23 protein-coding genes are annotated in these 21,344 nt (G+C 72.6%); 11 read left to right on the forward strand and 12 right to left on the reverse strand.

The annotated features are described in order from the left end of the window. Positions 1 to 27 precede the first annotated feature (27 nt). From ACJ5H2_RS07830 to ACJ5H2_RS07840, 3 genes are read right to left on the reverse strand one after another with little or no spacing between them, the layout of a single operon-like run. Positions 28 to 561, reverse strand: coding sequence for a hypothetical protein (locus ACJ5H2_RS07830; protein WP_408899009.1), 534 nt, complete (start codon positions 559 to 561; stop codon positions 28 to 30). Between the two features lie 43 nt (positions 562 to 604). Next, complete coding sequence (locus tag ACJ5H2_RS07835; RefSeq protein WP_408899010.1) at positions 605 to 1,582, reverse strand: transglycosylase SLT domain-containing protein; 978 nt, start codon at positions 1,580 to 1,582, stop codon at positions 605 to 607. Beyond that, entirely contained in the window at positions 1,579 to 2,157 is a 579-nt protein-coding gene (locus tag ACJ5H2_RS07840; protein WP_408899011.1) for a cob(I)yrinic acid a,c-diamide adenosyltransferase, read from the reverse strand. The genes ACJ5H2_RS07835 and ACJ5H2_RS07840 overlap by 4 nt, the downstream gene beginning before the upstream one ends. 122 nt (positions 2,158 to 2,279) lie before the next feature. Here ACJ5H2_RS07840 and ACJ5H2_RS07845 point away from each other — a divergent pair, with 122 nt between their 5' ends. Both ACJ5H2_RS07845 and ACJ5H2_RS07850 read left to right on the forward strand, forming a co-directional pair. Next, positions 2,280 to 2,645, forward strand: coding sequence for an STAS domain-containing protein (locus ACJ5H2_RS07845; protein WP_408899012.1), 366 nt, complete (start codon positions 2,280 to 2,282; stop codon positions 2,643 to 2,645). 86 nt (positions 2,646 to 2,731) lie between these two features. Beyond that, on the forward strand, positions 2,732 to 4,780 hold the full coding sequence (locus ACJ5H2_RS07850; RefSeq protein ID WP_408899013.1) for a protein meaA: 2,049 nt from the start codon (positions 2,732 to 2,734) through the stop codon (positions 4,778 to 4,780). Positions 4,781 to 4,819: 39 nt separating this feature from the next. Here the strand turns inward: ACJ5H2_RS07850 and ACJ5H2_RS07855 are convergent, their stop codons facing one another. Beyond that, positions 4,820 to 5,179: an ArsC/Spx/MgsR family protein gene (locus ACJ5H2_RS07855; protein ID WP_408899014.1), complete on the reverse strand. Its 360-nt coding sequence runs from the start codon at positions 5,177 to 5,179 to the stop codon at positions 4,820 to 4,822. A 79-nt stretch (positions 5,180 to 5,258) separates the two neighbouring features. Here ACJ5H2_RS07855 and ACJ5H2_RS07860 point away from each other — a divergent pair, with 79 nt between their 5' ends. Beyond that, a complete protein-coding gene (locus ACJ5H2_RS07860; RefSeq protein WP_408899015.1) occupies positions 5,259 to 5,468 on the forward strand; it encodes a hypothetical protein in 210 nt (69 codons plus the stop codon). 33 nt (positions 5,469 to 5,501) lie between these two features. Continuing rightward, on the forward strand, positions 5,502 to 6,026 hold the full coding sequence (locus ACJ5H2_RS07865) for a ferritin (RefSeq protein WP_408899016.1): 525 nt from the start codon (positions 5,502 to 5,504) through the stop codon (positions 6,024 to 6,026). A 13-nt stretch (positions 6,027 to 6,039) separates the two neighbouring features. Here the strand turns inward: ACJ5H2_RS07865 and ACJ5H2_RS07870 are convergent, their stop codons facing one another. Together ACJ5H2_RS07870 and nucS are read right to left on the reverse strand one after the other, a co-directional pair. After that, on the reverse strand, positions 6,040 to 6,651 hold the full coding sequence (locus tag ACJ5H2_RS07870) for a DUF952 domain-containing protein (protein WP_408899017.1): 612 nt from the start codon (positions 6,649 to 6,651) through the stop codon (positions 6,040 to 6,042). Positions 6,652 to 6,662: 11 nt separating this feature from the next. Then, positions 6,663 to 7,361 (reverse strand): endonuclease NucS, encoded by a 699-nt coding sequence (gene nucS / locus ACJ5H2_RS07875; RefSeq protein ID WP_408899018.1) that lies wholly within the window; start codon positions 7,359 to 7,361, stop codon positions 6,663 to 6,665. Between the two features lie 173 nt (positions 7,362 to 7,534). On the opposite strand from nucS, the gene ACJ5H2_RS07880 reads away from it, so the two are divergent. Further along, positions 7,535 to 8,707: a 3-hydroxyacyl-CoA dehydrogenase NAD-binding domain-containing protein gene (locus ACJ5H2_RS07880; protein ID WP_408899019.1), complete on the forward strand. Its 1,173-nt coding sequence runs from the start codon at positions 7,535 to 7,537 to the stop codon at positions 8,705 to 8,707. Positions 8,708 to 8,717: 10 nt separating this feature from the next. Further along, positions 8,718 to 9,500 carry an alpha/beta fold hydrolase gene (locus ACJ5H2_RS07885; protein WP_408899020.1) on the forward strand — a complete coding sequence of 261 codons (783 nt, stop codon included), beginning with the start codon at positions 8,718 to 8,720 and terminating at the stop codon, positions 9,498 to 9,500. Positions 9,501 to 9,515: 15 nt separating this feature from the next. Here ACJ5H2_RS07885 and ACJ5H2_RS07890 read toward each other — a convergent pair whose 3' ends face one another. Continuing rightward, positions 9,516 to 10,052, reverse strand: a complete 537-nt coding sequence (locus tag ACJ5H2_RS07890) for a CGNR zinc finger domain-containing protein (protein ID WP_408899021.1) — start codon at positions 10,050 to 10,052, stop codon at positions 9,516 to 9,518. Between the two features lie 69 nt (positions 10,053 to 10,121). Between ACJ5H2_RS07890 and ACJ5H2_RS07895 the strand changes: the two genes are divergently transcribed. Next, positions 10,122 to 11,063 (forward strand): EamA family transporter, encoded by a 942-nt coding sequence (locus ACJ5H2_RS07895; RefSeq protein ID WP_408899022.1) that lies wholly within the window; start codon positions 10,122 to 10,124, stop codon positions 11,061 to 11,063. 138 nt (positions 11,064 to 11,201) lie between these two features. Here ACJ5H2_RS07895 and ACJ5H2_RS07900 read toward each other — a convergent pair whose 3' ends face one another. From ACJ5H2_RS07900 to ccrA, 3 genes are all read right to left on the reverse strand, one after another. Then, the gene (locus ACJ5H2_RS07900) at positions 11,202 to 12,335 is read right to left on the reverse strand and encodes an AI-2E family transporter (protein WP_408899600.1); all 1,134 of its coding nucleotides are present in this window, start codon (positions 12,333 to 12,335) and stop codon (positions 11,202 to 11,204) included. Between the two features lie 2 nt (positions 12,336 to 12,337). Then, positions 12,338 to 13,552 (reverse strand): hypothetical protein, encoded by a 1,215-nt coding sequence (locus ACJ5H2_RS07905; RefSeq protein ID WP_408899023.1) that lies wholly within the window; start codon positions 13,550 to 13,552, stop codon positions 12,338 to 12,340. A 191-nt stretch (positions 13,553 to 13,743) separates the two neighbouring features. Further along, positions 13,744 to 15,081: a crotonyl-CoA carboxylase/reductase gene (gene ccrA / locus ACJ5H2_RS07910; protein ID WP_408899024.1), complete on the reverse strand. Its 1,338-nt coding sequence runs from the start codon at positions 15,079 to 15,081 to the stop codon at positions 13,744 to 13,746. A 202-nt stretch (positions 15,082 to 15,283) separates the two neighbouring features. Here ccrA and ACJ5H2_RS07915 point away from each other — a divergent pair, with 202 nt between their 5' ends. Continuing rightward, complete coding sequence (locus tag ACJ5H2_RS07915; RefSeq protein ID WP_408899025.1) at positions 15,284 to 16,063, forward strand: LamB/YcsF family protein; 780 nt, start codon at positions 15,284 to 15,286, stop codon at positions 16,061 to 16,063. A 98-nt stretch (positions 16,064 to 16,161) separates the two neighbouring features. Here the strand turns inward: ACJ5H2_RS07915 and mce are convergent, their stop codons facing one another. Then, on the reverse strand, positions 16,162 to 16,620 hold the full coding sequence (mce, locus tag ACJ5H2_RS07920; protein ID WP_408899026.1) for a methylmalonyl-CoA epimerase: 459 nt from the start codon (positions 16,618 to 16,620) through the stop codon (positions 16,162 to 16,164). 131 nt (positions 16,621 to 16,751) lie between these two features. Here mce and ACJ5H2_RS07925 point away from each other — a divergent pair, with 131 nt between their 5' ends. Together ACJ5H2_RS07925 and meaB are read left to right on the forward strand one after the other, a co-directional pair. Next, positions 16,752 to 17,951, forward strand: a complete 1,200-nt coding sequence (locus ACJ5H2_RS07925; protein WP_408899027.1) for an acetyl-CoA C-acetyltransferase — start codon at positions 16,752 to 16,754, stop codon at positions 17,949 to 17,951. A gap of 77 nt (positions 17,952 to 18,028) precedes the next feature. Next, positions 18,029 to 18,949 carry a methylmalonyl Co-A mutase-associated GTPase MeaB gene (gene meaB / locus ACJ5H2_RS07930; protein WP_408899028.1) on the forward strand — a complete coding sequence of 307 codons (921 nt, stop codon included), beginning with the start codon at positions 18,029 to 18,031 and terminating at the stop codon, positions 18,947 to 18,949. A gap of 57 nt (positions 18,950 to 19,006) precedes the next feature. Here meaB and ACJ5H2_RS07935 read toward each other — a convergent pair whose 3' ends face one another. Then, entirely contained in the window at positions 19,007 to 20,086 is a 1,080-nt protein-coding gene (locus ACJ5H2_RS07935) for a polysaccharide deacetylase family protein (RefSeq protein WP_408899029.1), read from the reverse strand. A 135-nt stretch (positions 20,087 to 20,221) separates the two neighbouring features. Here ACJ5H2_RS07935 and dxr point away from each other — a divergent pair, with 135 nt between their 5' ends. Continuing rightward, positions 20,222 to 21,319, forward strand: a complete 1,098-nt coding sequence (dxr, locus tag ACJ5H2_RS07940) for a 1-deoxy-D-xylulose-5-phosphate reductoisomerase (RefSeq protein ID WP_408899030.1) — start codon at positions 20,222 to 20,224, stop codon at positions 21,317 to 21,319. The last annotated feature ends 25 nt before the right edge of the window (positions 21,320 to 21,344 follow it).

Consider the following 21,344-nt stretch of genomic DNA (forward strand, 5'->3'; position numbering starts at 1 on the left):
ATCGATCCACAGGGCCCGGAGCCGGCCTCACCGCCCGGCGCGCCGCCGCCTCCCGCTGCCCTCGGGGAAGGGCCAGGCCAGGGTGAGCGAGCCGCCGGCGGGCAGGGCGGCCCAGCGCGCCGCGAAGTCGTCGTACCGGTCGTAGAGCCGCGCGAGCAGTGCGGGCTCGACTCCGCTGTCCTCGGCCCGGCCGGGCCAGGCGGGGTCGGGTCGCCGCCGCCCGCGGTCGACCTCCCACAGCGCGACGGTGAGCGAGGCGAGCCGCTCGGAGCGGGCCATGTCGGCCGACTCCTCCGGGGTCGGGGTCCGGCGGTTCTTCAGGGACGCTCGGCGCGCCGCGGGGTCGAGCGGCCAGAACAGGCCGTCGTCGCCGTCGGCGGCGGCGAGCCGGCCGTACACGCCGCCGCGGATGCCGTCCTCGATCTCGACCAGCAGGTGCGCGACGTCGTGGGGGACCGCGTCGCTGTGCCCTGGCCCGTTGCGCGGCGCGAGGGCCGCGCCGACCGTGCGGCGCACCGCGATCTCGTAGCGGCCGGCGAGCTTGGTGAAGGTGACGTCCACCGGGCCCATCGTCGTGGCGGCGTCCGACGCGGGCAACCGGGTTTCAGTCCGTCGAGGTGCCCAGCAGGCGCTCGGGATGGCGGGCGAGATAGTCCGCGACGGGGAGCGGCGTGCGGCGGCGGTAGCCGTGGGGGAGCCAGAGGTCTCCGCGCTGGGAGAGGTACAGGACCTGCCAGTGGTACAGGCCCGCGAGAGCCCCGGGGTCGCGCTCCAGGATCCGGGCGTAGGCCCGGATGCCACGCACGTAGCCGTCGTGGTGGTTGTAGGCGAAGAGTGCCTCGTCGAGGCGCCCCGGGGTGCCGCCTCCGCTGGCGGCGAGATAGCGCGCCGCGGCGAGGATCGCGTCGCGGGGGTCGTCGATGTCACCCCTGCCGTAGCGCGCCCAGGTCGAGGGGATGAACTGCATCGGGCCGCGCGCGCCGGCCGAGGAGTAGCCGCGGATCTTGCCGAAGCCCGTCTCGACGAGGTTGACCGCGGCCAGCACCTCCCAGGGCACGCCGAACCTCCGCTCGCCCTCCTCGTAGTGCGCGCGGAGCTCGTCGAGCGGCGCCGGCGCGACGATGCGCCAGGCCGGGAGCTCGGCGGAGAGCCGGGTGAGGACGCCGCGCAGGCTGGTGCGCGCCTCGATGTGGTCGGCGGCGATGGTGCGGTACGCGCCGGCCTCCGCCAGTGCACGGTCCTGCCAGGACCGCTCCCGCGCGAGCTGGCGGTACAGCACCTGCGTCTCGAACGCCGCCTGCCGTCGGGTGTGCTCCGCCGCGCCCGGGTCCCTGACCAGGTCCTCCGCGGCGACCAGGCGCCGAGCGAGCTCCTCCGCATCGGCCGCGAGGGCGGGCGCGACGAGCTCCGGTGCCACCGGGGTGGGGGAGCCGGTCGGGCCGGGCGAGCCGGCGGAAGGAGTGCCGGCGCTCGTCGTGGGCGCCGACGGCCCGGTTCCGGGCTCGCCGCCGCAGGCCGCCAGCACCGTCGCCAGCACGGCTGCCGGGACGGCGAGCGGGACCGGGCGGCGGCGCGGGCTCACTGCTCCCGCTCGCCTCCGGGCACCCACAGCACGTCGCCCTGCTCGCGGTTCGCATGGCGCGCGAGGATGAACACCAGGTCCGAGAGCCGGTTGAGGTAGGTGATCGCCAGCTTGTTCATCACCTCGCCGTGCACCTCGTAGGCAGCCCAGGCCGCCCGCTCCGCCCGTCGTACGACGGTGCGCGCGACGTGGAGGTGGGCGGCGCCCGGCGTCCCGCCGTTGAGGATGAACGAGCGCAGCTTCGGCAGCGGCTCGTTGTAGGCGTCGCACCAGGCCTCCAGCCGGTCGACGTACTCCTGCTCGATGCGCAGGGGCGGGAACTCCGGCTCGGCGACCACCGGCGTGCAGAGGTCGGCCCCGACGTCGAAGAGGTCGTTCTGCACGCGCAGCAGCACCCGGACGACGTCCTCCTCGAGCCCGCCCGTCGCGACCGCCACCCCGAGGTGGGCGTTGGCCTCGTCCACGTCGGCGTAGGCCTGCAGGCGCAGGTCGGTCTTGGTCGTGACGCTCATGTCGCCCAGCCGGGTCTCGCCGGCGTCGCCGGTGCGGGTGTAGATGCGGGTGAGGTTGACCATGACTCGCCAGCGTAGTCCCGACGACCGGGCGAGAAAGTCGGGCCCGGAATGCAACCGATCGGACTGCCGGAGCGTCATGGTGGGTAACAGGCGAATGTCGGGGTCGATCTCGGGAGGGAAGCATGGGTGCACGGCGGTCCGCGGGCTCGGTCGGCGAGCACGCCCGGATCGAGCACGTGCTCGGCGAGCCGGTGCTCGTCCTGGCCGGCGACCTCGACGTGCGCTCGACCGGTGAGCTGCGCGCCGCTGTGCACGAGCACCTGCGTCGCTGCGGCACCGACCTGGTGAGCCCCGTGATCCTCGACATCAGCGCGGTGACGTCGGTCGACGCCACCGCGCTGAAGGTGATCGCGGCGGCGAGCCGTCAGGCCCAGCGCTACGGGGTGCGCCTCGTGCTGCGCGGCGCGCAGCCCGCGGTCCGGCGGATGCTGCACCTGACCCACCTGATCCGGCTGATCGAGCTGGAGCGGGAGCCGATCCCGGCCTGAGCGCCGGCCGCGCGGCCGCCGCGTTGTGGAGAACCCCACATGGACGACGGTTACCAAGGGGTAGCGATCGGCCTACGCTTCGGCCTATGAGCACCTCGCCCGATGCAGCCGGCACCGCCGGGAAGGCCGAATCGACCAGGCACCCGAAGGACCGCCCCTGGGTGATGCGGACCTACGCCGGTCACTCGACCGCCGAGGCGTCCAACGCGCTGTACCGCACCAACCTCGCGAAGGGGCAGACCGGCCTTTCGGTCGCCTTCGACCTGCCGACCCAGACCGGCTACGACCCGGACAGCCCGCTCTCGCGCGGCGAGGTCGGCAAGGTCGGCGTACCCGTGCCGCACCTGGGGGAGATGCGCAAGCTCTTCGACCAGATCCCCCTCACCGAGATGAACACCTCGATGACGATCAACGCGACGGCCATGTGGCTGCTCGCGCTCTACCAGGTGGTCGCGGAGGAGCAGAACCCCGATCTCTCGCCGTCCGAGGTCGCCCACCAGCTCGCGGGCACGACCCAGAACGACATCATCAAGGAGTACCTCTCGCGCGGGACCTACGTGTTCCCGCCCGAGCACTCGCTGCGGCTGATCGGCGACATGATCGCCTACACGGTCCACGAGATCCCGAAGTGGAACCCGATCAACATCTGCAGCTACCACCTGCAGGAGGCCGGCGCGACGCCGGTGCAGGAGATCGCCTACGCCCTGTGTACGGCGATCGCGGTGCTCGACCAGGTGAAGGCCTCCGGGCAGGTCAGCGACGAGGACTTCGAGAAGGTCGTCGGCCGGATCTCCTTCTTCGTCAACGCGGGCGTGCGCTTCGTCGAGGAGATGTGCAAGATGCGCGCCTTCGTCGACCTGTGGGACGAGATCACCCGCGAGCGCTACGGCGTCCAGGACGAGAAGATGCGTCGCTTCCGCTACGGCGTGCAGGTCAACAGCCTCGGCCTCACCGAGGCCCAGCCGGAGAACAACGTCCAGCGCATCGTCCTGGAGATGCTGGCCGTCACGCTGTCGAAGAAGGCGCGGGCCCGCGCCGTGCAGCTCCCGGCGTGGAACGAGGCCCTCGGCCTGCCGCGGCCCTGGGACCAGCAGTGGTCCCTGCGCCTGCAGCAGGTGCTGGCGTTCGAGTCCGATCTCCTCGAGTACGACGACATCTTCGACGGCTCCCCGGTCATCGAGGCCAAGGTGCAGGAGCTGGTCGCCGGCGCGAGGGCCGAGATCGACCGGGTCCAGGCCATGGGCGGCGCGATCGCCGCCGTCGACTCCGGGTACATGAAGCAGGAGCTGGTCTCCTCCCACGCCCGCCGGCGGGCCGCCATCGAGGCCGGCGAGGAGATCATCGTCGGGGTCAACAGGTTCGACACCACCGAGCCGAGCCCGCTGACCGCCGACCTGGACAAGGCGATCATGGTCGCCGACCCGGAGGCCGAGAAGGCCGCCCTCGCGTCGGTGGAGGCGTGGAAGGCGCAGCGCGACCAGGCGGAGGTCGACGCTGCGCTGGCCCGCCTGGCCGAGGACGCCAAGTCCGGCGCCAACCTGATGGCCGCCACCCTCGCCGCCGCCCGCGCGGGCGCGACGACGGGGGAGTGGGCCGGCGTGCTGCGCGAGGTGTTCGGAGAGTTCCGCGCCCCGACCGGTGTCGCCGGCGCCGTCGGTGTGGCCGAGGCCGGCGCCGAGCTGACCGCTGTCCGCGAGGCCGTGAAGCGGACCGGCGAGGAGCTCGGCGGGCGGCTGCGGCTGCTCGTCGGCAAGCCGGGTCTCGACGGCCACTCGAACGGCGCGGAGCAGGTCGCCGTGCGCGCGCGCGACGCGGGCTTCGAGGTCATCTACCAGGGCATCCGCCTCACCCCGGAGCAGATCGTCGCGGCCGCCGTGGCCGAGGACGTCCACTGCGTCGGGCTGTCGATCCTCTCGGGCTCGCACATGGAGCTGGTGCCTGCGGTGCTCGACGGTCTCCGGGCCGCCGGCATGGGCGACGTCCCGGTCATCGTCGGCGGCATCATCCCCGAGTCCGACGGCAGGGCGCTCGTCGACCTCGGGGTGGCGGCGGTCTACACCCCGAAGGACTTCGGGCTGACCGAGATCATGGGCGGCATCGTCCAGGTCATCCGCGCGGCCAACGGGCTGGACTGACCCCTGGACTGACCCCTGGACTGACCCGTCGTACGACGCTCAGTCGGCCGCGATCACCCGTGCCACGGATGCGGGGTCGCGGCCGACGACCGTCGTACCGTCCGTCGCGGTGATGATCGGGCGCTGGATGAGCCGCGGGTTCTCCGCCAGGAGGCGCACCCAGGCATCCCTCTGGTCGGCCGCCTTCGCGGGCAGCGTGACGCCCAGCCTGCCGGCGTCCGCCGTCCGCGCGATGTCCCACGGCTCGAGGGCCAGCCTGGCCAGCACGTCCTCCAGCTCGGCCGTCGTCGGCGGGTCGTCGAGATAGCGGCGGACCGTGTACGCGACGCCCGCGGCCTGCAGCTCGCCCACGGCGGTGCGGCACTTGGAGCAGGCGGGGTTGAGCCAGATCTCGATCACGCCCGCACCCTAGCCGTCCCGGTCCTGCGTGACCGGGGTCACGCTCGTTAGGCAAGCCTTTCTCCCCTATCCTCGAGTCGTGGGCAAGGACAAGGGCAAGAAGTCGAAGGGGAAGCAGCGCAAGCTCCCCAAGACGAAGTGCTGCGTGTCCAAGTCGCGCTGCGGCCGCTGCCCCATCCGCATGCTCAAGGAGGGCACCCTGCCCGAGGGGTACACCGTCAAGAAGCGGGTGCTCGTGCGCGCCGACGGCAAGAAGGTCAGCAAGAAGGCGCTGCAGAAGGCCGCCTGAGCCCGCGCCGGGCGGCCCACTACGCTGATCGCCATGGCAGCCCCGCGCTTCACCGACCAGCTCAACGTCCAGATCGGCAACGAGTTCGCCGCGCACAACCAGTACCTCGCGTGCGCCGTCCACTACGACGGGCTGACGATGCCGCAGCTGGCCGGGTTCTTCTACGGGCAGGCGCTCGAGGAGCGCCACCACGCGATGATGATGGTGCAGTACCTCCTCGACACCGACGCCCCGGTCGAGATCCCGGGCGTGGAGGCGCCGGTCTCGTCGTTCGAGGACGTGATCGCCCCGGTGGCGCTGGCCCTGGAGCAGGAGAAGCGGGTCACCGAGCAGATCAACGACCTGCTGCGCATCGCGCGCGAGGAGAACGACTTCGCCTCCGAGCAGTTCATGCAGTGGTTCATCAAGGAGCAGGTGGAGGAGGTCGCCACGATGAACGACCTGCTCACCGTCGTGACGCGCAGCAAGGACGACATCAACGCCATCGAGGACTGGGTCGCCCGGGAGCAGGGCGCGGGCGCGACCGACCCGACCGCGCCGCCCGCGGCCGGCGCCTGAGCGGTCGGCGGCGCTACGCCCCTGCGGGGCGGTGGTGTCGGCGCCGGTAGAGCGCGACGCCCAGTGCGACGCCGAGTGCGAGCCCCACGAGCGCGCCGACCACGGTGCCGGTCTCGCCCGCGCTCCTGCCGATCACCAGGCCGGCGGCGCACGCGGCGAGCGTGGCGCACACGAGGGCGAGGTTGAAGAAGACCTCGCGGAAGTAGATGCGGGTGAAGCTCTCCTGCGGCGCGCCCGGCGCTGCCGGCGCCCCCGGCGGGCTGGCGGGTCCCGGCCGGGCCGCCGGAACGGGCGAGGCGGCGGCGCCGTCGAGCGGGATCACCTGGACGACCGCAGTGACGGGCAGGCGCCCGTAGATGTGCGGGAAGGTCTCCGTCGCGCCGGGAGCCGCCGGCTCCTCGACGACGGGTACGTCGAGGAGCGCCGGGTCGATCCGCAGCAGCACGAGCGGCTCGGTGACGTCGGCGTAGAACTGGGCGCGCACCTCGGTCCACTGGTCCGCGCGGCTGGCGTGGATGAAGCCCACCTCGGCGAGGGTGCGACCGAGGGTCGAGGTCGTGTACGCACCCGTGCGCCGGGCCTTCTCCCAGTCCGAGCGGAGGGCGATGTGGAAGAGCGGCGTCACGGCGTCGGGGCTCAGAACAGCCGGTCTTCGGCGTTGTCCAGGCCGCGCAGCGCGTCGTAGTCGACGACCGCGCAGGTGATCCCGCGGTCCTCGGCGAGCACCCGGGCCTGGGGCTTGATCTCCTGGGCGGCGAAGATGCCGCGGACGGCGCCCTTGCCGGTGAGCAGCGGGTCGCGGTTGAGCAGCTCGAGATAGCGGGTGAGCTGCTCGACGCCGTCGATCTCCCCGCGGCGCTTGATCTCGACCGCGACCGACAGACCCTCGCCGTCGCGGCACATCAGGTCGACCGGACCGATCGCCGTCGGGAACTCGCGGCGGACCAGGGTGAGCCCGGCCGCCAGGGTGGCCGGATGCTCGGCGAGCAGCTCCTGGAGGTGCCTCTCGACGCCGTCCTTCTGCAGGCCGGGGTCGACGCCGAGGTGATGGGAGGAGTCGTGGATCAGCTCGTCGATGAGGATCCGCAGGGTGTCCGGGGTCTGGCCCTTCGGCGCCTTGGCGGTCACCGTCCATTCCGTCCGGCCGTCCTCGGTCACGCTCTCGCGCACGGTGCAGGGCGGGGACATCCAGTTGAGCGGCTTGTACGAGCCGCCGTCGGAGTGCACGAGCACCGAGCCGTCCGCCTTGAGCATGAGCACTCGCGTCGCCATCGGGAGATGGGCGGTCAACCGGCCTGCGTAGTCCACCTGGCAACGCGCTACGACGAGTCTCACGAGCCAGCAACATACCTGGCGGTCCGGCGACCCCGGATCGGGCCGGCAGACTTCCCGCCCGACGCCGTCGTCGCTGGAGACTCTCCGCCGTCGGGTGTGATGTCGGTCTCCCGGTGTCCAGATGGGTTACTGACGGGTAGTCAGGTCGCTCCTCGAATGCCACACTGCGGGCCATGACTTCGAGCGAGCAGATCTTCAACACGCTGGTGCTCCCGTACCTGAACCACGCGGTGCGCACCTACGAGTCGGGCTACGCCTCGGTGACCGACATCGACGCGGCGATGCGCTTCGGCTGCGGCTACCCGAAGGGCCCCCTGACCGTCGTGGACGAGATCGGCGCCGAGCAGGTCCGTGACCTGCTGGCCGCCCGCTTCGCGGAGACCGGCGACCACCTGCACGAGCCGGCCGGCCTGCTCGACAAGCTGGTCGCCGAGAGCCGCACCTTCGCCGACGAGGCAGCCGCCGCGGGAGAGGCCGCCGCCCCGGCGTTCAAGCGCGACATCGCCAAGGTCGGCGTCGTCGGCACCGGCACCATGGCCTCGGGCATCGTCCAGGTCTTCGCGCAGGCGGGGTACGACGTGGTCTTCGTCGGCCGCGGACAGGACAAGCTGGACGGCGTCCTGGGCTACATCACCAAGAACCTCGACCGCGCCATCGCCAAGGGCAAGGGCACCGAGGCGGACAAGGACGCGCTGCTCGGCCGCCTGACCGGCGCCGTCGAGCGCGAGGCGCTGGGCGACGTCGACATCGTCGTCGAGGCGATCGCCGAGGACCTCGAGCTCAAGCTGCAGCTCTTCCGCGACCTCGACCGGATCGCGAAGCCCGGCGCGATCCTCGCGACGACCACCTCGTCGCTCCCCATCACCAAGCTGGGCGAGGCCACGAGCCGGCCCCAGGACGTCATCGGCATGCACTTCTTCAACCCCGCGCCGGTCATGAAGCTGGTCGAGGTCATCACGACCTCGGCCACCGCCGCGGACGTCGACGAGACCGTCCGCGCGCTGACGGCCAATGTCGGCAAGATCGGCGTCTCGGCCGGCGACCGCTCCGGCTTCATCGTCAACCTGCTCCTCTTCCCCTACCTCAACGACGCGATCAAGCTCGCCGAGGCCGGCGAGGACCTGGCGACGATCGACGCCGCGATCAAGGAGACGGCCGGCTTCCCGATGGGCCCCTTCGAGCTGCTCGACGTGGTCGGCAACGACGTCTCGCTGGCGATCCAGAAGGAGCTGCACCGGGAGTTCGGCGAGCCGGGCTTCGCTCCGGCCACGACGTTGGAGGACAAGGTGGCGGCGGGCGAGCTCGGCCGCAAGACCGGCCGCGGCTTCCACGACTACGCCAAGTAGCCTTCACCGCGTGACCCTTCACCACACGGCTCTCGGTTCCACCGGGAGCCGTGTGGTCTTCCTGCACGGGCTCTTCGGCCAGGGGAAGAACTGGACCGGCATCGCCAAGCAGCTGGCCGAGCGGCACCGCGTGCTGCTGCTCGACCTGCCGCACCACGGCCGCTCCGCCTGGCTCGAGCGCTTCGACTTCGTCGAGACCGCCACCCTGGTCGCCGACGCGCTGGGTGAGGAGCCGGTGACGCTGGTCGGCCACTCGCTGGGCGGCAAGGTCGCGATGGTGCTGGCACTGCTCCATCCCGAGCGGGTCGAGCGGCTGTGCGTCGCGGACATCTCGCCGGTCTCGTATGCCGGAGGCAGCGAGTTCCCGGGCTACATCGCGGCCATGCGAGGCATGGACCTGTCCCAGGTCGGGCAGCGCTCGGACGCCGAGCGCCTGCTGGAGCCGGCGGTCCCGGACCCGACGGTGCGCTCGTTCCTGCTGCAGAACCTCCGTCGCGACCCCTCCGCTCCCCATGGCTGGAGCTGGCAGACGAACCTCGACGTCCTGGGCCGCGACCTGGACGTCATCAGCGGCTGGCCCGAGGCGCAGCTGGCCGCGGCGGCGCCGTACGACGGGCCGGTGCTGTGGCTGGCCGGAGGCCGGTCGAGCTACGTCCAGCCGGCGTACGACGCCGCGATGGACCGGTACTTCCCCCGCAACCGCAAGGTGACCCTCAAGGACACCGGGCACTGGCTGCACTCCGAGCGCCCGGAGCTCTTCCTCGAGGTGCTGCGCCGCTTCGTCGGCGACTGAGGTCCCGGCAGCCGCTCAGCCCTCGGTCTGGCGGGCGCGATAGGCCGCCACGGCGTTGCGGTTGCCGCAGGTGACCGAGCAGAAGCGCTTGGACCGGTTGCGGGAGAGGTCGAGCACGATCCCCTCGCAGCCGTCGTCGGCACAGATCGCGAGCCGCGACATCTCGTCGGCGCGGATCACGTCGATCATCGCCATCGCGGTCTCGACCACGATCCGCTGCGCGAAGGGGGCGTCGTTGGCGACGGCGTGCAGGTGCCAGTCGTGGCCGTCGTGACGACGCAGCTGGGGCAGGGCGGAGGCGTCGCGGAGCATGGCGTTGACGATCCCCGCGGCGTCGTCGCGGTCCGCGGTGAGCAGCTCGCGCAGGGCGGGCACGACCGCCAGCACCTCGTCCACCTCGGCCTGGTCGCCGTCGTGCCGACCGGTGTAGCCGTAGTCGGCGAAGTAGGAGTCGAGGTCGTCGGGCGTGCGGATCGTGCCGGGCTCCAGGCTCCCGTTGACCAGCGCGACCGCCGCCTGGAGGGACAGCGTCGTGTCATGAGCGAAAACCACTTTGACAGATTACCGCACCCCGGCCTACTGTCATGAGTCATGACGACTTTGACCCGTGACAGCGCTCGCGTGAGCACGCCCCCCGCGACGCGGACCGGGTTGGCCTTCGCCCTCACCTCCGCCGTCACGTTCGCGCTCTCCGGCGCGCTGGCGCGGCCGCTGCTCGACAGCGGCTGGACCGCCGGGAGCATCGTCCTGCTGCGCATCGCGATCGGTGCCGTGGTCGTCCTGCCCTTCGGCCTCGTCGCGCTGCGCGGCCGCTGGGGGCTCCTGCGCCGCGCGGCCCCGACGGTCCTGCTGTACGGAGGCCTGGCGGTCGCCGGCGCGCAGTACTGCTACTTCTCGGCCGTGCGCACCATGGAGGTCGGCCCGGCGCTGCTCATCGAGTACACCGCCCCCGCCGCCGTCGTGGTGTGGATGTGGCTGGTCCACGGCCAGCGTCCGGGCCGGCTCACCGTGGCGGGTGCCGCGGTCGCAACTGTGGGCCTGGTGCTGGTGCTCGACCTGTTCTCGGGGGCCGACGTCGACGTCCGGGGCGCCGCGTGGGCACTGGCCGCGATGGTCGGCGCCGCGGCGTACTTCGTGATCTCCGCCGACGAGCGCAGCGGCCTCCCGCCGCTCGCCCTCGCGGCCGGCGGGCTCGTGGTCGGTGGTGCCCTGCTCGGCCTGCTCGGTCTGCTCGGTCTGATGCCGATGGCGGGGTCGTCGGACGACGTCGCGTACGCCGGGATCGAGCTCGCGCCCTGGGCGGTGCTGCTCCTCCTCGGGCTGGTCACCGCCGCGCTCGCCTACACGACCGGCATCGCCGCCAGCCGCCGCCTCGGCTCGCGGCTGGCGTCCTTCGTCGCCCTCAGCGAGGTCGTGGCGGCCGTCGTGTGGGCCTGGCTGCTGCTCGACCAGCTCCCGGCCGCGGTGCAGTTCCTCGGCGGCGCGCTGATCCTCCTCGGCGTGGTCGGCGTCAAGCTGGGGGAGCGCAGCGTCGCGCATCCGGACGAGCCGGTCCTCGTCTGAGGCGCGCCGTGAGGTCGCGGGTCCAGCTGTAACTACCTGTTCGTGTCACTGCCTGACCCGTAGACGGGTGCGGTACCAGCATGGACAGGTAGTTACAGCCGCGCGGTAGCCGCCACCCACCCACCGAACGGCGTCGCGTCAGCGCAGGTCCTGCTGCTTGACCACGACCTCGCGCAGGATGAGCAGGATCGCCGCGGCGACGGGGATCGCCAGCAGCGCGCCGACCACACCGAGCAGCCCGGCGCCGACCAGCGCCGCGATCACGATGACCGCACCCGGCAGGTCGACCGACTTGCTCATCACCCGCGGGTAGACCACGTAGTTCTCGACCTGCTGGTAGACGACGTAGAACACGACGCAGGCGATGCCGGTCTTGACGTCCGTGGCGAAGGCGATCGCGGAGACGATCACCGCGCCGAGCGTGGCGCCGATCATCGGGATCACGTCGAGCACGGCCACGACGAACGCCAGCGCGACGGCGTACTCGCTGATCTCGGTCAGGGAGAGGAAGACCAGCGAGGACAGGCCCGCGCAGAGCGCGACCACGAAGGCCCCGGAGACGTAGCCGCCGATGTTGGCGATCACCTTGTCGCCGAGCTTGGCGACCCGCTCGCGGCGCGAGGCCGGGGCGAGCTTGTAGAGCGCGCCGGTCGTGGTCTTGAGCGAGGCGAGGAAGTACAGGGTGAGGACCACGATGATGAACAGGTTGAACAGCGCCGAGATGACCTTCAGGCCGACGCCGAGGACACCGCCGAACAGGCCTGAGAGGAAGTCGCCGTCCTCGATGTAGGCCTTGGCCTTGTCGATGATGTCGTACTCGCGGTTGAGCTCCTGGATCCGCTCGCTGCGCTGGAGCTCGTCGAGCCATCCCGGGGCGTTCTTCGTGATCGCCGCGATCTGGTCGGTGATGACCGGGACGATCGCGACCAGGAAGAGCCCCACCGCCGCGAAGGCGACCGCCAGGACGATCGAGACGGCGTACGGCCGCCGCAGGCCGCGCCGGCCGAGGAACTCGACCGCGGGGTTGAGCCCGGCGGCGAGGAAGAAGGAGACGACCACCAGCATCAGCACCGAGCCGATGCCGAGGACCGCCTGGAAGAGCCAGTACGCCGTCAGTGCGCCCAGGGCCCCGACGAACCCGTAGTAGAACGGGGAACGCCGGTCGAAGGGCTTGCCGAGCGTGCCGTACGGCGCGGGCGCCGCCTCGTCGGCGACGGGCGACGCCGGATCGATCCCCCCGTGCTCCTCGACCCCGTCGCCGGCCGCGGGCACGCTCAACTCTCGTCCTCGCCGAAGCCGGCGACGAGGTCGGCGAGCGAGGACAGCTGGGCGGTGATCGCGGCGCGCCGCTTGGTCAGGCGGTCGAGCTCGGCCCGCCGGGCCGCGATCTCCCGCTGGAGCTCGGCGTCGCCGCTGGCGGTGATCGCCTCGGCCTGGGTGCGCGCGGAGACGATGACCTGCTCGGCCTCGCGGCGGGCCCGGGCCAGCAGCCCCTCCGCCTCGGCCTGGGCGGCCGCGCGGTTGGCGGTCGCCTGCTTGCTGGCCTCCGCGGCGCGCGCCTCGGCCGCGGCGGCGCGCTGCTCGGCCTCCTCGACCAGGCGGCGGGTCTCGGCGACCGCGGTGTTGTGGTGGTCGGTCGCCTCGCGGGCCAGGCGCTCCTTCTCCATGGCGAGCGCGCGCCGGGCCTCCTGGACCTCGCGGTCGACCGCGGCGCGGGCCTGCTCGACCTCGCGCTGGGCCTGGCTGCGCTGCTCGGTGACCTCCTGCTGCGCGGCGAGCCGGAGCTGGTCGGTCTCGCGCCGGGCGGCCGCGAGCATGTCCTCGGCCTCGGCGCGCGCCAGGGCGCGCTCCTGCTCGGCGTCGGTGAGCAGACGGGTGCGGTTCTCCTCGAGCTCGCGCAGCTGGACCGCGCGCATGTCGTCGGCCTCACGGGCGGCCTCGGCCCGGATGGCCTTGGCGTCCCGGGTGGCCTGGTCGCGGATCTCCGCGGCGTCCGCCTCGGCGGTCGCCCGGATCTCCGCGGCCTCCTCCTCGGCCAGGCGCAGCATGGCGCTCGCCCGGCCGCCGAGGCCGGCGTACGACGGGTTCTCGTTCTCGGCGAGCTCCGAGCGCAGCTTGGCGACCTCCTGCTCGAGGTCGATGACGCGCTGCTCGGACTCGGCCAGGCTCGCGCCCAGGGTCGCCTTCTCGCTGGCGAGCTGGCGGATCTGCGCGTCGACGGCGTCCCGGTCGTAGCCGCCCTTGCGGACCACGGGCAGGCCGCCGGGTGCGTTGAAGCCGACCGGACGGCCGGGCGTCGCGGCGGGAGGCGCGGCGGGCCGCGCGGGACGGGCCGCGGCCTGCGGGCGGGGGGCGGCCGGGGTCTCGGCCGTCTTCACCGCCGGGATGACCTGGGTGGGCTCTTCGTCGGCGGCCTTGGCGGTCACGGTCCTGGACTCCTCGGTGGGGGTGGGCTCGTCGTCGAAGATGGACAGACCCTCGTCGCTCATGGGAAAGGAGCCTCCCTGGCTCTCGGCTTGCGGTCATGGGGGGATGCCCGCTCGCGCGGACCCGCCCATGATCCCTGATCGCCCCAGGCTTTCCCACCCCGCCTCGCCGGGACCGGACAGCTGTGCCGCGGCGGGGCCGAAATGCAGGACGGGCCGGTGCGGTGCACCGGCCCGTCCGTCGTACCGCTGGCTCAGATGCCGCGGAACAGGTTGATCTTGTCGAGGTGCTGCTCGCGGAGCTCGGTGTTCTTCACGCCGAGGCCCTCCTCGGGCGACAGGCACAGGACGCCGACCTTGCCCTGGTGCTTGTTGTGGTGCACGTCGAGGGCGGCCTGGCCGGTCTCCTCGAGGCGGTAGGTCCGCGACAGGGTGGGGTGGATCTTGCCCTGCGCGATGAGGCGGTTGGCCTCCCACGACTCGCGGTAGTTGGCGAAGTGGCTGGAGATGATCCGCTTGAGGTTCATCCACAGGTAGCGGTTGTCGTACTCGTGCATGTAGCCCGAGGTCGACGCGCAGGTGGTGATGGTGCCGCCCTTGCGGGTCACGAACACGCTGGCGCCGAAGGTCTCGCGACCGGGGTGCTCGAAGACGATGTCGATGTCCTCGCCGCCGGTGAGCTCGCGGATCGCCTTGCCGAGGCGCAGCCACTCCTTGGGGTTCTGCTGGGTGCCCTCGTCGTTCCAGAACTTGAAGTCCATCTCGGAGCGGTTGATGACCTTGTCGGCGCCCATGTTGCGCACGATCTGGGCCTTCTCCTCGTTGGAGACCACGCAGATCGGGTTCGCGCCGCCGTTGAGGGCGTACTGGGTGGCGAAGCCGCCGAGACCGCCGGAGGCGCCCCAGATGAGCACATTGTCGCCCTGCTTCATGTTGCCGCCGTTGGCCGAGACCAGCTGCCGGTACGCCGTGCAGTTGACCAGGCCGGGGGAGGCGGCCTCCTCCCAGGTGAGGTGCTCGGGCTTGGGCATGAGCTGGTTGGCCTTGACCATGGCGACGTCGGCGAGGCCGCCGAAGTTGGTCTCGAAGCCCCAGATGCGCTGCGAGGGGTCCATCATCGTGTCGTCGTGGCCGTCGGGGGCCTCGAGCTCGACCGAGAGGCAGTGCGCGACGACGCGGTCGCCGGGCTTCCACTTCGTGACGCCCGCGCCGACCTTGAGCACCACGCCGGACAGGTCGGAGCCGACGATGTGGTACGGCAGGTTGTGCCGGGCGCCGAGCTCGGACTCCTTGCCGTAGCGCTCGAGGAAGCCGAAGGTGGACACGGGCTCGAAGATCGAGGTCCACACGGTGTTGTAGTTGATGGCCGAGGCCATGACCGCGACGAACGCCTCGCCGGGGCCGAGCTCGGGCAGCGCCACCTCGTCGACGTGGAGGGACTTGCGCGGGTCCTTGTCCTTGGAGGGGATGCCCTCGAACATGTCGACCTCGTCCTTGTGGACCGTCACGGCCCGGTAGGAGTCGGGAAGCTCGAGGTGGGCGAAGTCCTCCGCGGAGGCCTCCGCCTGGATGGCGTCGAGGATGTGCTGCACGGTCGTCGTCTCCCTGGGAATCGGTGCGTGCCAGTCGGCTGGGTGCATCTGGGTGGCATTACGGCCGCCGCGAAGATACCCGTCGGTAACCCCTGCGTGGCCGGTTCGTGACACTCGTCATATCGAGGGTCCTGTCGAGCCCGGCTCCGGGCGGCTGCACCGTCCTGGGCTCGGCGGCGCTTCGATGGGCCACCATAGGGCCATGACGTTGCATCCGGGTTCCGCGTCCACCGCGGGGACGGCGGCGGACGGCGGGACCGTCGACGTCAACGCGGACGTGGGGGAGTCCTTCGGGCGCTGGCGGCTCGGGGACGACGAGGCGCTGCTGCCGCACCTGACCAGCGCCAACGTGGCGTGCGGCTTCCACGCGGGTGACCCGCTCACCCTGCGCCGCACCTGCGAGCGCGCGATGGCCCTCCGCGTGGTGGTCGGCGCGCAGGTGGGCTACCGCGATCTCGCGGGCTTCGGGCGCCGCTTCGTGGACGTACCGCCGGAGGAGCTGGCCGCCGACGTGCTCTACCAGCTCGGGGCGCTGGACGCGATCGCCCGGGCGGCCGGCGGGCGGGTCGCCTACGTCAAGCCGCACGGCGCGCTCTACCACGCCGTGTCGAGCCACCCGACGCAGGCCGCGGCCGTCGTCGAGGCGGTCCGCGCCTTCGGGCGGCTCCCCGTGCTCGGCCTCGCGGGCTCCGCGTTCCTCGACCTGGTCGCGGAGGCCGGACTGGAGGCGGTCGGTGAGGGCTTCGCCGACCGGGCCTACCTGCCCGACGGTGGTCTGGTGCCGCGGTCCGCGCCGGGCGCGGTGCTCACCGACCCCGAGGCGGTGGCCGCCCAGGCGCTCTCCCTGGCCCGCTCGGGGGAGGTCCGGTCGCTGTGCGTCCACGGCGACTCGCCGGGAGCCCCGGCCCTCGCCGCCGCGGTCCGCACCGCCCTGCACGACGCCGACATCCCCGTCGCGCCCTTCACCCCCCGCGAGGTGTGAGAAAGGGGGCCGCGAGGTGTGAGACATGGGGCCGCGAGGTGTGCGTCTCGTAGCCCCAGAGCTCACACCTCGCGCGCGCTCAGCTCAGACGTCGTCGCTCAGTGCGCGTCGGCGGCCGGCTCGACCAGCTCGACGAGGACGCCGCCGGCGTCCTTGGGGTGCACGAAGTTGATCCGGCTGTTCGCCGTGCCCCGCTTCGCCTCCGGGTAGAGGAGCCGCAGCCCGCGCTCGCGCAGGATCGCGGAGACCTGGTCGAGGTCGGCGACACGGTAGGCGAGCTGCTGGAGGCCCGGACCGTTGCGGTCGATGAACTTCGCGATGGTGGAGCTCTCGTCGATCGGGGCCAGGAGCTGGATCTTGGAGTCGGTGTCGCCGACGGCGACCATCGCCTCGCGCACGCCCTGCTCCTCGTTGGTCTCCTCGTGCGCGACGTGCATGCCGAAGCTGTCGCGGTAGAACGCGATCGCCTCGTCCAGGTCGGGCACCGCGATGCCGACGTGGTCGATGGCGGTGAACAGGTGGGTGGGAACGCCCTCAGTGATGCTCATGGCCGTCATTGTGCCGCCGACCACCCCTTCGGAGGGTGTGACGAGTCACTCACGGACCGCACGATGGACCCCTCGCCCGCTCGCGATACCCGCGAGTAGAGTCGAAAAAGTTCCGACCACCTTGTCTGCACGGAGGAAACATGTCCGACAACCCCAGCGTCATCGTCGCCGGCGCGCGTACGCCGATCGGCCGCCACCTCGGCGCCCTCAAGAGCCTGTCGGCCGCGGACCTCGCCGGTGTCGCCATCAAGGGCGCGCTGGAGAAGGCCGGCGTCTCCGGCGACCAGGTCGACTACCTGATCGTGGGCCAGGTCCTCCAGGCGGGTGCCGGCCAGAACCCGGCCCGGACCGCCGGTCTCGCCGCCGGTCTCCCGGCCAGCGTCCCCTCGATCACCATCAACAAGGTGTGTCTGTCGGGCATCAACGCCATCGCCCAGGCCGACCAGATGATCCGCGCCGGCGAGGCCGACATCGTCGTCGCCGGCGGCACCGAGTCGATGACCCAGGCTCCGCACCTGCTGCCCAAGAGCCGCGAGGGCTTCAAGTACGGCGACACCACGCTCGTCGACTCGCTCGCCTACGACGCGCTCTTCGACCAGGCCACCCAGCAGGGGATGGGCAACCTGACCGAGGCGACCAACGCCTGCCGTACCAGCCCGCTGAGCCGCGAGGAGCAGGACGCCTTCGCCGCCCGCTCGCACCAGCTGGCCGCCGCCGCGCAGAAGAACGGCGTCTTCGACGACGAGATCGTCCCGGTCTCCATCCCCCAGCGCAAGGGCGACCCGGTCGTCGTCTCCTCCGACGAGGGCGTCCGCGGCGACACCACGGCCGAGGGTCTCGCCGGCCTGCGCCCGGCGTTCGCGAAGGACGGCACGATCACGGCCGCCTCCTCCTCGCAGATCTCCGACGGCGCCGCCGCCGTCGTGGTGACGAGCAAGAGGAAGGCCGAGGAGCTCGGCCTGCCGATCCTCGCCGAGATCGTCAGCCACGGACAGGTCGCCGGCCCCGACTCGACCCTCCAGCTCCAGCCGGCCAACGCCACCAAGAAGGCGCTGGACAAGGCCGGCCTGACCCCGGCCGACCTCGACCTCGTCGAGTTCAACGAGGCCTTCGCCGCGGTCGGCATCGAGTCCGCGCGCGAGCTGGGCATCGACGAGGAGAAGGTCAACGTCAACGGTGGCGCCATCGCCATCGGCCACCCGCTGGGTGCGTCGGGTGCGCGGATCACGCTGCACCTGGCGCTCGAGCTCAAGCGCCGCGGCGGCGGCCTCGGCGCGGCCGCGCTCTGCGGCGGCGGCGGCCAGGGTGACGCGCTCGTGCTGCGCGTGCCGTCCGCCTGACCACTGTCCGGTCCGCGTTGACACGAGGAGTCACCCAGGGCGGCCGTCGCGGGATCACCGCGGCGGCCGTTCCTGGCTTGGTGGACAAGGCCCGCGAGGGGGATCCCCGGTCGGTCGGCCGACTGGTGTCGCTCGTGGAGGACGAGTCACCTCTGCTGCCCGAGCTCATGCGCGCCCTGGCGCCGTACGCCGGGCGGGCGCAGGTGGTCGGCCTCACCGGCTCGCCGGGCGTCGGCAAGTCGACGTCGACCAGCGCCCTGATCGGCGAGCTGCGGCGCCGCGGCAGGCGGGTCGCGGTCCTGGCGGTCGACCCGTCCTCGCCCTTCTCCGGCGGGGCCCTGCTCGGCGACCGGATCCGGATGGGCGACCACGTGCTCGACCCGGGGGTGTTCATCCGCTCGATGGCGGCCCGCGGACATCTGGGCGGACTGGCCTGGACCACGCCGCAGGCGCTCCGCGTCCTCGACGCCGCCGGCTTCGACGTCGTCCTCGTGGAGACGGTCGGGGTCGGCCAGAGCGAGGTGGAGATCGCGGGCCAGGCCGACACCACGATCGTGCTCCTCGCGCCGGGCATGGGCGACGGGATCCAGGCCGCGAAGGCCGGCATCCTCGAGATCGGCGACCTCTACGTCGTCAACAAGTCCGACCGCGACGGCGCCGACAAGGTACGCCGCGACCTGCGCTCGATGCTCGGCCTCGCCGAGCGGGGCGAGGGCGCCTGGCGCCCGCCCGTGCTCAAGACGACGGCCTCGACCGGTGACGGCGTCGGCGACGTGGCCGACGCCCTCGAGGAGCACGCCGCGTGGCTGCGGGAGAGCGGCGAGCTGGAGCGCCGCCGGGTGCGCCGCGCCCGCGACGAGATCGAGACGCTGGCGCTCACGGCGCTACGCCGGCGATGGGGCAGCGTCGGCGACGGCGACCGCCTCGAGCAGCTCGCGCGGGCCGTGGTCGCGGGCGAGCGCGACCCGCACACGGCGGCTGCCGAGCTGCTCGACTGAGCGACCCGCGCCCCCCGACCTGCGGCCTGCGCCCCCGTGGCTCGACCGAGCGCCGGGCTACGTCCGTCGCGCGGTCACCGGCAGGAAGGGCGGACCGGGCAGGTCGGCCCGCGCCGTCCCGGCGGCGTCGACGACGCCGACCTGCACGCTCTCCTGTCCCAGCAGCACGCCCTCGGGCGAGCGCAGCCGGAGGGTGAAGTGCTCCGGCGCCTCGGTCAGCGCGTCGGCGCTGACCGGGATCCGCACCTTCGTGCGCAGCCGCCCGGCGGGAACGACCACTCGGGCGTGCATCGCCGGCAGGTCCGCGCCCACGCCCGCCGTACCGGAGACGGCGTCGACCGTGACGGCCGTGTCGCGTCCCGCGGGCTTGTCGAGCGTCAGCGTGACGACGGCGGCTCCGCCCTCCGCGCCGTCCTGCGCCACCGCCGTGAGCGTGGGGGTCGGGTAGCCCGGCCGCCCGCGCTCGTCGAGGGCCGTGAAGCAGTAGCCGCGGCGCCGGGCCACGCGCACGACCTCCCCGACGGCGGCGACGGAGATCGGCGAGCGGTTCACGCCGTCGTGCTGGAGCACGATGTTCTCGCCGGGGCGCAGCTCGCGCAGGATGCGGCGGGCGATCTGGCGGGCGTCGCCGGACCGCCAGTCCAGGGAGTCCGCGTTCCACATGACCGGCAGGTAGCCCGTGTCACGGATGGCGCGGCGCGCGGGCCGGGCCAGGGCGCCGTACGGCGGTCGCATCAGGTTCGTGGGGTGGAGTCCGGCCCGCCTCATGGCCCGGTCGGTGGCGCGCAGCGAGCGACGGACCGCGCGGTAGGTCTGGGTGCGCATGTCCTGGTGGGACCAGCTGTGGTTGGCGGTCAGGAACCCGGCCCGCTCGACGGCGCGGGCCGTCGCAGGGTCGGCGGCGACCCGCTCGCCGACCATGAAGAAGGTCGCGGGGACGTCCGCCCGCCGCAGCACCCGGACCAGGCGCCGGGTGGTGGCACGCGCCGGCCCGTCGTCGAAGGTGAGGGCCACGAGGCCTCGGCAGCCGGCGGTGCGCTCGGACGGGAGGGCGCCGGCCGGGGAGGCGGTCGCGACGGTCACGAGCGCCAGCAGGGCGGCGGCGAGGGCGAGGAGGGGGCGGGGCGGATGGAGCACGCGGGACAGCATGGAGGCTGCGGCCGGGCGCGTCCGGCATTTCGGTCGATCGGGGGCATGTGAGGAATCTCGCCGGCCTCGCCCGCTGCGGTGTCCATGGGGGTGCGCCCGGCGGGGCCCTGCGAGGATGACCGCGTGAAGGACGTCGTCATCCTCGGCTCGACCGGCTCGATCGGCACCCAGGCGCTCGACCTGGTGCGCGCGAACCCCGACCGCTTCCGGGTGGTCGGGCTGACCGCGGGCGGGGGCAGCCCCGACCTGTTCGCCGCGCAGGTCGCGGAGTTCGGGCCGGCGTTCCACGGGCTGGGGGAGGAGGCCAGCGTCGAGGCCGCCCAGCAGCCCTGCGACGTGGTCCTCAACGGCATCACCGGGGCTGTCGGCCTGCGGCCGACCCTGGCCGCCCTCGAGGCCGGGACGACGCTCGCCCTGGCCAACAAGGAGTCCCTCGTCATGGGCGGTCCGCTCGTGCTCGACAAGGCGCGGCCGGGACAGATCGTGCCCGTCGACTCCGAGCACAGCGCCCTGGCGCAGTGTCTGCGCGGCGGCACCCCCGCCGAGGTGCGCCGCCTGGTGCTGACCGCCAGCGGGGGACCCTTCCGCGGGCGCACCCGGGCCGAGCTCGCCGACGTCACGCCGGCGGAGGCGATGGCCCATCCGACCTGGGACATGGGACCGGTCATCACCATCAACTCCGCGACCCTGGTCAACAAGGGCCTCGAGGTCATCGAGGCGCACCTGCTCTTCGGCATCCCGTACGACCGGATCGAGGTCGTCGTGCACCCCACGAGCGTGGTGCACTCCATGGTCGAGTTCGTCGACGGCTCCACCCTGGTGCAGGCCAGCCCCCCGACCATGCTGATCCCCATCGCCCTGGGCCTCGCCTGGCCGGAGCGGGTCCCCGACGCCGCCCCCGCCGTCGACTGGACCCGTCCCGAGACCTGGCAGTTCCACCCGCTCGACGACGAGGCGTTCCCGGCCGTGGCGCTCGCACGCGCGGCGGGGGAGCGGGGCAGCACCGCCCCGGCCGTCTACAACGCCGCCAACGAGGTCGCTGTCGAGGCCTTCCGCGGCGGCCGGCTGGCGTTCACCGGGATCGTCGACGTGGTCGCGAGCGTGCTAGCCGCCCACGACGTACCCTCGAAGGGGCAGCTCTCCCTCGACGACGTGCTCGACGCGGACGCGTGGGCGCGGGAGGCGGCCACCACCGCCATCGCCGGGGCCACCGCCCCCTGACCGAGAACAGCAGCCGACCCGACAT

The organism is Nocardioides pymetrozini, assembly GCF_046058985.1.
In the GTDB taxonomy this organism is placed as follows: domain Bacteria; phylum Actinomycetota; class Actinomycetes; order Propionibacteriales; family Nocardioidaceae; genus Nocardioides.